10 protein-coding genes are annotated in these 7,818 nt (G+C 68.8%); 7 read left to right on the forward strand and 3 right to left on the reverse strand.

Annotated features, from left to right (window positions below; translation table 11 throughout):
• A partial coding sequence (locus ITP53_RS52295; protein ID WP_236052155.1) for a S24 family peptidase occupies positions 1–260 on the reverse strand: 260 nt, incomplete at its 3' end.
• A 117-nt stretch (positions 261–377) separates the two neighbouring features.
• On the opposite strand from ITP53_RS52295, the gene sodN reads away from it, so the two are divergent.
• The 3 genes from sodN to ITP53_RS52310 all read left to right on the forward strand — a co-directional run bounded on the left by sodN (position 378) and on the right by ITP53_RS52310 (position 2,138).
• Positions 378–779 (forward strand): superoxide dismutase, Ni, encoded by a 402-nt coding sequence (gene sodN, locus ITP53_RS52300; protein WP_207757657.1) that lies wholly within the window; start codon positions 378–380, stop codon positions 777–779.
• A gap of 127 nt (positions 780–906) precedes the next feature.
• On the forward strand, positions 907–1,341 hold the full coding sequence (locus ITP53_RS52305) for an anti-sigma factor (RefSeq protein ID WP_195902951.1): 435 nt from the start codon (positions 907–909) through the stop codon (positions 1,339–1,341).
• 17 nt (positions 1,342–1,358) lie between these two features.
• Entirely contained in the window at positions 1,359–2,138 is a 780-nt protein-coding gene (locus ITP53_RS52310) for an RNA polymerase sigma factor SigF (protein WP_176573444.1), read from the forward strand.
• 21 nt (positions 2,139–2,159) lie between these two features.
• Here ITP53_RS52310 and ITP53_RS52315 read toward each other — a convergent pair whose 3' ends face one another.
• The gene (locus ITP53_RS52315; RefSeq protein WP_195902952.1) at positions 2,160–2,543 is read right to left on the reverse strand and encodes a hypothetical protein; all 384 of its coding nucleotides are present in this window, start codon (positions 2,541–2,543) and stop codon (positions 2,160–2,162) included.
• Between the two features lie 90 nt (positions 2,544–2,633).
• Between ITP53_RS52315 and ITP53_RS52320 the strand changes: the two genes are divergently transcribed.
• Both ITP53_RS52320 and ITP53_RS52325 read left to right on the forward strand, forming a co-directional pair.
• Positions 2,634–3,599: a diacylglycerol/lipid kinase family protein gene (locus tag ITP53_RS52320; RefSeq protein ID WP_195902953.1), complete on the forward strand. Its 966-nt coding sequence runs from the start codon at positions 2,634–2,636 to the stop codon at positions 3,597–3,599.
• Positions 3,600–3,871: 272 nt separating this feature from the next.
• Positions 3,872–4,126 carry a WhiB family transcriptional regulator gene (locus ITP53_RS52325; protein WP_195902954.1) on the forward strand — a complete coding sequence of 85 codons (255 nt, stop codon included), beginning with the start codon at positions 3,872–3,874 and terminating at the stop codon, positions 4,124–4,126.
• A gap of 93 nt (positions 4,127–4,219) precedes the next feature.
• Here ITP53_RS52325 and ITP53_RS52330 read toward each other — a convergent pair whose 3' ends face one another.
• Positions 4,220–5,689, reverse strand: coding sequence for a histidine kinase N-terminal domain-containing protein (locus ITP53_RS52330; RefSeq protein ID WP_195902955.1), 1,470 nt, complete (start codon positions 5,687–5,689; stop codon positions 4,220–4,222).
• 501 nt (positions 5,690–6,190) lie between these two features.
• Between ITP53_RS52330 and ITP53_RS52335 the strand changes: the two genes are divergently transcribed.
• Entirely contained in the window at positions 6,191–6,910 is a 720-nt protein-coding gene (locus ITP53_RS52335) for a GntR family transcriptional regulator (protein ID WP_195902956.1), read from the forward strand.
• A gap of 36 nt (positions 6,911–6,946) precedes the next feature.
• Positions 6,947–7,645, forward strand: a complete 699-nt coding sequence (bioD, locus tag ITP53_RS52340) for a dethiobiotin synthase (protein ID WP_195902957.1) — start codon at positions 6,947–6,949, stop codon at positions 7,643–7,645.
• The last annotated feature ends 173 nt before the right edge of the window (positions 7,646–7,818 follow it).

The raw sequence follows: 7,818 nt of genomic DNA on the forward strand, positions 1-7,818 counted from the left end.
CGTCGCAGGAGGGGCCAGTAGCGCAGGACTACGCGGCCGACGATGTCGTGTACGGGGCCGAAGTCCCAGCTGTCGCGACGCCCGCTGGCCCGCTGGTTGTCGCTCTCCAGCCACCAGCCGTCCGCGCCGTGCCACTGGGCCCGTTTCACGATCAGCCGCTCGGGGTCGCCGGGAAGCCGGGCCACCACGACATCACCGGGATGGACGGTGGCGCTCCTGCGTACGAGGAGCCAGTCGCCCGGAGCCAGCGCGGGAAGCATCGAATCCCCTTCGACGCGCACTCTCATATGCTTTGACCCCCTGCTCCGCAGCCCTTCTGGACCCGAGTAAGGTCGGTTGTGGACCAAGCTGATTCAGCATCCAGGAAGGACTTTCTGATGCTCGCACGACTGCTACGACCCAAGCATGTCGCTTCCGCACACTGCGACCTGCCCTGTGGCGTCTACGACCCGGCCCAGGCTCGCATCGAGGCCGAGTCGGTCAAGGCGATCATGGAGAAGTACGCCGCCAATGAGGACCCGGTCTTCCGCGCCCGCGCGGTGACCATCAAGGAGGAGCGCGCCGAGCTGGTCAAGCACCACCTGTGGGTGCTGTGGACCGACTACTTCAAGCCGCCGCACCTCGAGCAGTACCCTCAGCTCCACCAGCTCTTCTGGGACGCCACCAAGCTCGCCGGCGCCGCAGGCGCCAAGGGCACGGTCGACGTCGCCAAGGCCGAGGACCTGCTGGGCAAGATCGACGAGATCTCCAAGATCTTCTGGGAGACCAAGGCCGCCTAAATCGGCACATAAGGCTCTGTGCGGTAAGCGCCGCACAGAGCCTTTTCCGTCGATGGCGAGTCTGAATCGTCCAAGCACCTCTCCGGGGCGGTAAGTTGCAGTTGGCGTCAGATACGCGAGGAGGAACGTGACCGAGGAAACCGAGACGCGCGCGGAGGGCGTGGCCGGCATCCGCGACGTGGTGAGCATCAGGCTCCCCGCCGCAAGTGCCTACCTGTCTGTGCTGCGTACGGCTACCGCCGGGCTGGCGGCGCGGCTGGACTTCACGCTCGACGAGATCGAGGATCTGCGGATCGCGGTCGACGAGGCGTGCGCCATGCTGCTGAGCGAGGCGGTGCCCGGGACCGACCTGACCGCGGAGTTCGAGCTGACCGGGCACGAGATGCAGGTCAGGGTCGAAGTCGCGACCGTCGGCAGCTCCGCGCCCAAGCGCGACGACTTCGCCTGGATGGTCCTGACCGCCCTGGCTGATGAGGTGGACGCGGTGGCGCCCTCTCAAGGGTCCCCCGACACAATGGCGATCGTCCTGCGTAAGCGCCGAGGCGCGGCGAGGCCGGCGTGACGGAAAGGACTGGAGCCATGGCCACCAGCGAACACGCCGTGCCCGACCGGGTGCGGGCTCGCATGCTCTTCGCCGAGCTGGCCGAGCTGGGTCCCGAGGAGCCACGCCGCCAGCGCATCAGGGACGAGCTGGTGGAGCTTCACCTTCCCCTGGTCGAATACCTGGCTCGCCGCTTCCGCAACCGGGGCGAGTGGCTCGACGACCTGACCCAGGTCGCCACGATCGGGCTGATCAAGTCGATCGACCGCTTCGACCTCAACCGTGGCGTGGAGTTCTCCACCTACGCGACACCCACCATCGTCGGCGAGATCAAGCGCCACTTCCGCGACAAGGGCTGGGCCGTGCGCGTGCCGCGCCGGCTGCAGGAGCTCAAGCTCTCGCTGACCAAGGCCATAAGCGATCTGTCGCAGCGCGAGGGCCGCGCGCCGACCGTAGCGGAGCTGGCCTCCTACCTCAAGATGACCGAGGAGGAGGTGCTCGAGGGCCTGGAGTCGGCCAACGCCTACTCCACCGTGTCGCTCGACGCGCCCGACTCCGGCGACGACGACGCGCCCGCGGTGTCCGACTCGCTCGGCATCGTCGACGAGTCGCTCGAAGGCGTCGAATACCGCGAATCGCTCAAACCGCTGCTCGAACGGCTGCCGCCCCGCGAGAAGCGGATCCTGCTGCTGCGGTTCTTCGGCAACATGACGCAGTCGCAGATCGCCACCGAGCTGGGCATCTCACAGATGCACGTCTCGCGCCTGCTCGCCCGCACCCTCGCGCAACTGCGCGAGGGCCTGACCGCGGAGGACTGACCGCTTCGCGCGACGGAGGACTCAACCGTCGCCGTAAAGAGCGTGGGTGGTGGGAGGGGCCAGCAGCGTCACGAGCCCGGCCAGGGCGACCACGATCAGCGGGATGCCCAGCTGCGGCTGGTCCGACTGGATCAGCGTGACGGCGACGGGCAGCATGAAGATCTGGGCCAGCACGGCCGGCGACCTCCCCCACCGCTCCATCCTGAACAGCCCGCCCCAGGCCACCCAGAGCAGCCCGGCGGCGACCAGCAGCCCGAACGCGGACTCGGCCGCCGCGGTCATCATGTCATCCGGTGCCCCGGTCAACGTCTCCACTCCGACGAAGAGGCCCAGCCCGAGCGCGATCAGGCCCTCCAGGGCGACGATCGCGGCGGCGATGAGGAGGGTAAGCGGACGAGGGTTCACGTTCGTACCCTACCCCCGCGTGACATACGGCACGGAAAATAGGACGTTCGGCCGATAAGGTGGACAACGATCACCGGCTACGCTGGCGCTATGCGCGCAATGTTGCTGGTCAATCCCAAGGCCACCACCACCAACGCCCGCACGCGGGACGTGCTGATCCGCGCACTCGGCGCGGCCGTGGAGCTCTCCGTCGAGGAGACCCGCTACCGGGGGCACGCCGCCGCGCTCGCGGCCACGGCGCGCGCCAAGGGATACGACGTGGTGGCGGTGCTCGGCGGCGACGGGACGATCAACGAGACCGTCAACGGCCTGCTCAACCCCGTCAACGGGGAAGACACGCCGCTCGGCGACGACCCGAGCGCGAGCCGTCCCGCCGTGGTCGTCATCCCCGGCGGCAGCGCGAACGTGTTCGCCCGCGCGCTGGGCCTGCCCAACGATCCCGTGGAGTCCACGGGAGCCGTGCTGGAGGCGCTCAGGGAGGACCGTCGCAGGACCGTGGGCCTGGGGCAGGCCCTGTGGGAGGGGCAGAGCAGATACTTCACGTTCTGCTCGGGCATGGGATACGACGCCGAGGTCATACGCGCCGTGGAGGGCCTCAGAGGCACCGGGAGGAAGGCTACCCCCACGCGGTATGTGAACACGGCTCTACGGCACTATCTGGCCACGGACAAGCGGCATCCTGCGATAACCCTGACCGGCCCGGGGATACCGACCGCCAGGGGCCTGTTCATGGCGGTCGTCTCCAACACCACGCCGTGGACGTACGTGGGCGGCCGGCCGGTGACCCCGACGCCGTGGGCCGGTTTCGAGACCGGGCTCGATCTACTGGGGCTGCGGCGCATGGGCCCGACCGTGCTGGGACCCGTGATCCGGCATATCCTCACGGAGAGTGACAGACTTCCGTCCGGCCGGCACCTCGTACAGCTCCATGACGAGGCCGAGTTCACGCTCACCGCGAGCCGTCCCGTGGCCTTTCAGCTGGACGGCGACTACTTGGGCGAACGCGAAATCGTAACTTTCCGGTCTACACCGAACGCGTTACAAGTTTTGGTCTAGTTAGTTACATTCGGTCATTGTGTGACGCATCCGACAGCCATAACAGCCAAAACTTCGCGCCAACCCTCTTGCGTGCACTCTGTGTGGCTGACAGGCTCACTACTGACGTCGGAACGTAGGACCTTTAACAACCCCGAAGGTTCTCCGGCGATCAGCGGGCAACCCCCGGTCCCCACCAGGATCCGGGTAGTCGCTCGCGCAAGTTAGTGAAACTCTTCACAAAGTAGCCGCACGGAGCCGACCAGAGGCTCCATCTACTAAGGAGTGGACGCATGGACTGGCGCCACCGAGCTGCCTGCCGTGACGTGGACCCCGAGCTGTTCTTCCCGATCGGCAACACCGGTCCTGCACTCATGCAGATCGAGGAGGCCAAGCAGGTCTGCAGGTCGTGCCCGGCCGTGGATGCCTGCCTGAAGTGGGCGCTGGAGTCCGGGCAGGACGCCGGCGTCTGGGGCGGTCTGAGCGAGGACGAGCGTCGCGCGCTCAAGCGCCGCAGCGCCAGGGCCCGCGCCCGCGCCACCGCCTGACCAGGGACCACCTGACCGGTCATCACCCTCACCTGAGCACCGCCCGGCGTCGTCACCCCTGACGCGCCGCCCCCGACCGGCCCCTTCGCGGAGTCACGCGGCCGGGAGCGGGATGGACAGCACGACCTCCGTGCCGCCTTCCAGCCGCGGTTGGATGGACAGCCGGCCCGACAGCTCCCCGACGACCAGCGTACGCACGATCTGCAGCCCCAGGCTGGTGGAGCTGTCGAGGTCGAAGCCGCGGGGCAGCCCGCTCCCGTCGTCCCACACGGTGACGTTGAGCCGGTCGAGGGTGGGCTCCACCACCACCTCCAGCCGTTTGGGCCGTCCATGCTGCAACGCGTTCTGCAACAGCTCGGTCAGCGCCATGGCCAGCGGGGTCGCGATGAGCGAGGGCAACACGCCGAACCCGCCGACGCGCCGCGGCGTCACGGCCACCTCCGCCGAGGACACCTCGCCGGCCATCGCGATCACCCGGTCGGCGATCTCGTCGAAGTCCACGAACTCCTCGGGCGCGTGCGACAGCGTCTCGTGCACGATGGCGATCGACCCGACCCGGCGTACCGCCTCCTCCAGCGCCTCCCTGCCCTCGGGCACCTGCAGCCGCCGAGCCTGGAGCCGGAGCAGGGCGGCCACGGTCTGCAGGTTGTTCTTCACCCGGTGGTGGATCTCGCGGATCGTGGCGTCCTTGGTCATCAGCTCGCGCTCGCGCCGGCGCAGCTCGGTCACGTCCCTGATGAGCACCAGCGCGCCGATCCGGCCGCCGCCGACGATCAGCGGGATGGCTCTGAGCTGCACGATCGTGCCGCCGGACTCGACCTCGGTCTCCTTGGCCGCGCGCCCGCTGGCCACGATCATGAGGTCCTCGTTGATCGGCTCGTCGGAGTAGCACAGGGTGGCGGTGACCCGGCCGAGCTCCGCGCCGACGAGGTCGGCGTGCAGGCCCAGCCTCCGGTACGCGGACAACGCGTTGGGCGACGCGTACGTGACGCGCCCGGCCCGGTCGAGCCTGAGCAACCCGTCGCCGACCCGTGGCGAGCGGACCAGGATCGGCTCCTCGCCGGAGAACGGGAAGCGTCCCTCCGCCACCATCTGCGCCAGGTCGGAGGCGCTCTGCAGGTAGGTCAGCTCCAGGCGGGACGGGGTGCGCGCGGAGGAGAGGTTCGTGGAGCGCTGGATCACGGCGAGGAAGCGGCCCTCGCCGTCCTCGACCGCGCGCCGCACCGGGATGGTCTCCTCGCGTACCGGCACGCCGGTCGACCAGTCGGGGTCGCCCTCGCGGCAGATGCGGCGCTCGTTCCAGGCCGTGTCGATGAGGTGGCGCTCGCCCTTGGCCGCGACGGAGCCGACGATGTCGTCGTGGTAGACGGTGGGCCCGGTCGTGGGGCGCATCTGCGCGATCGCGATCCAGCCGCTCTCCCCCAGCAGCGGCGCCCACAGGACGAGGTCGGCGAAGGAGAGGTCGGCCAGCAGCTGCCAGTCGGAGACCAGCGAGTGCAGCCAGTCGAGGTCGGCCTCGTCGAGTGCGGTGTGGCGGGCTACGAGGTCGCTGAGAGTCGGCACGACTGCATCATGCGTGCTTTCCCCCGCGACTTCCAAACCGACCCCCTGATCACCTGGACAGGACTCGTGGCATGCGTCACTCATTACGCGGGCAGGAATCCCCCAAAACCGCCGCACGCCCGCTCACTCGCACAGTGAACACCGATGCGGCATCGTTCACCCAATCGGATTTTCAGTGACATCTCATAGTGTGAGAACCATCACACTGCCGAAGCCATTCCGCTCAGTCGGCAGGGCTGCGCGGACCAAGCCGGAGGTGATCAACACGGGCGGGCGGTCCCCAGGCGACAAGGCTCTCGACCCGGCTTCGGTTGCGAGGGTGTACGCCACTGTGGATATCCTTCACAATCAGCCTGAGCTGCCCGGATCCGCGCGTGCCAGGCGCTCGGTGCCGGTCGGCCGCCGCCATTCGCGGTTGACCGCCCGGACCGAAGTGAGTTCCGATGATCTCGCGGTGACCAGACAGGCTCCCACCGCCGTGGCAGAAGTGAAGGTGAGAGCGTGACCGACGACGGCCCCCGCGTACCGAAGTACTACGACGTGAAACGCAGCCTGCTCGAGCTCACCAAGACCCTCCCTGCGGGCACGGCGCTGCCTCCTGAGCGCACGCTGGCCGTGCGGTTCGAGACCTCGCGCACCACGGTCCGGCAGGCGTTGACGGAGCTGGTGGTGGAGGGCCGCCTGCTGCGCATCCAGGGCAAGGGCACGTTCGTGGCACAGCCGAAGGTGGCGCAGGTGCTGCAGCTGACGTCGTACATCGGCGATCTGCGGACGGCCGGCCTCGAACCGGACACCAAGATACTGGAGATCGGCTACATCACCGCCGACGAGCCGCTCGCCCGGCGCCTGGCCATCAACCCGGGCGGGCGTGTGCTGCGCATCCACCGTCTCAGGCTGGCGAACGGCGAGCCGGTCTCGATCGACACCACCCACCTGTCCGCGCGCCGCTTCCCCCGCCTGCGGCGTGAGCTGGAGGTGCACGCGTCGCTGTACGAGACTCTGCACAACGCCTACAACGTACGGCTGACGGACGCCGAGGAGATCATCGAAACCGTCCTGGCCACCCCCTACGACGCCAAGGCCCTCGGCGTGGACGTCGGCCTCCCGATGCTCCTGCTGACCCGCCACGCCTTCGACGCCGACGGCCACCCCGTCGAGTGGGCGCAGTCGCTCTACCGAGGCGACCGCTACAAGTTCGTCACCCGCCTGCGGCGTCCCTGACCCTCTCCTGGGCGGCCCGCTTCTACGCTGAGGTGCATGAGCGTACTCGTGGTCACCGGCACAGAACCCGGCGTGGGCACGACCGTCGTGACGGCGGCCGTGGCGGTGCTGGCCAGGGAACGCGGCTGGCCTGTGGCCGTGGTCAAACCCGCTCAGACCGGGGTGTGTCCCGGCGAGGAGGGCGACGTCGACACGGTGATCCGGCTGTCCGGGGTCACCACGACCTTCGAGCTCGGCCGGTTCCCCGAGCCGCTGTCCCCGGCCGCGGCCGCCAAGGTGAGCGGGGTGCCCCCGGTGTCGATGGCGGCGGCCGCGCGGCTGGTGCGAGAGCTGGCAGAGAGCAACAGGCTGGTGCTCGTGGAGGGGACCGGCGGGCTGCTCGTACGGTACGACGAGGACGGCGCCACCATCGCCGATCTGGCCAGGGTGCTGGAGGCACAGGTGCTCGTCGTGGCGGGTACGGTCAACCACACCGCGCTCACCCTGGAGGCGCTCGCCCATCGCGGGCTCGACCTGGCCGGGATCGTCATCGGCAGGTGGCCTGGCGAGCGCGGGATCGCGCAGCGGTGCGACGTGGCCGATCTTGAGATGCTCGCGGCCCGGCCGCTGGCCGGCGTGCTGCCCGAGGGGGCCGGAGCGCTCGGGCCCGACGAGTTCGCCGAGGTGGCGAGGAACGGGCTGGCCCCCGTACTGGGCGGCGTGTTCGACCCGGCCGGCTTCAGACCGTCCTCATGAGCGTGTTCGTCCCCGCCGGCTTCGGACCGGTTTCATGAGGGGGTGGGGCTAGTACTACATAGCTAGATCTGTAGGACCTGTAGGCGCAGGTGCCGCTTGAAGTGGTGCCTGCGTGCTCGAGCTTGGTGGCTGCGACGCTGCTCGGACCAGTAAAGTCCCAGCTCAACAGCGTG

The organism is Nonomuraea cypriaca (assembly GCF_015645445.1).
Taxonomy (GTDB): Bacteria; Actinomycetota; Actinomycetes; order Streptosporangiales; family Streptosporangiaceae; genus Nonomuraea; species Nonomuraea cypriaca.

What these genes read in the sequence shown, in the direction of transcription:
- sodN (WP_207757657.1), top strand. Translation starts at nt 378, where the DNA reads ATGCTCGCACGACTGCTACGACCCAAGCATGTCGCTTCCGCACACTGC.
- ITP53_RS52310 (WP_176573444.1), top strand. Translation starts at nt 1,359, where the DNA reads ATGGCCACCAGCGAACACGCCGTGCCCGACCGGGTGCGGGCTCGCATG.
- ITP53_RS52320 (WP_195902953.1), top strand. Translation starts at nt 2,634, where the DNA reads ATGCGCGCAATGTTGCTGGTCAATCCCAAGGCCACCACCACCAACGCC.
- ITP53_RS52325 (WP_195902954.1), top strand. Translation starts at nt 3,872, where the DNA reads ATGGACTGGCGCCACCGAGCTGCCTGCCGTGACGTGGACCCCGAGCTG.
- bioD (WP_195902957.1), top strand. Translation starts at nt 6,947, where the DNA reads ATGAGCGTACTCGTGGTCACCGGCACAGAACCCGGCGTGGGCACGACC.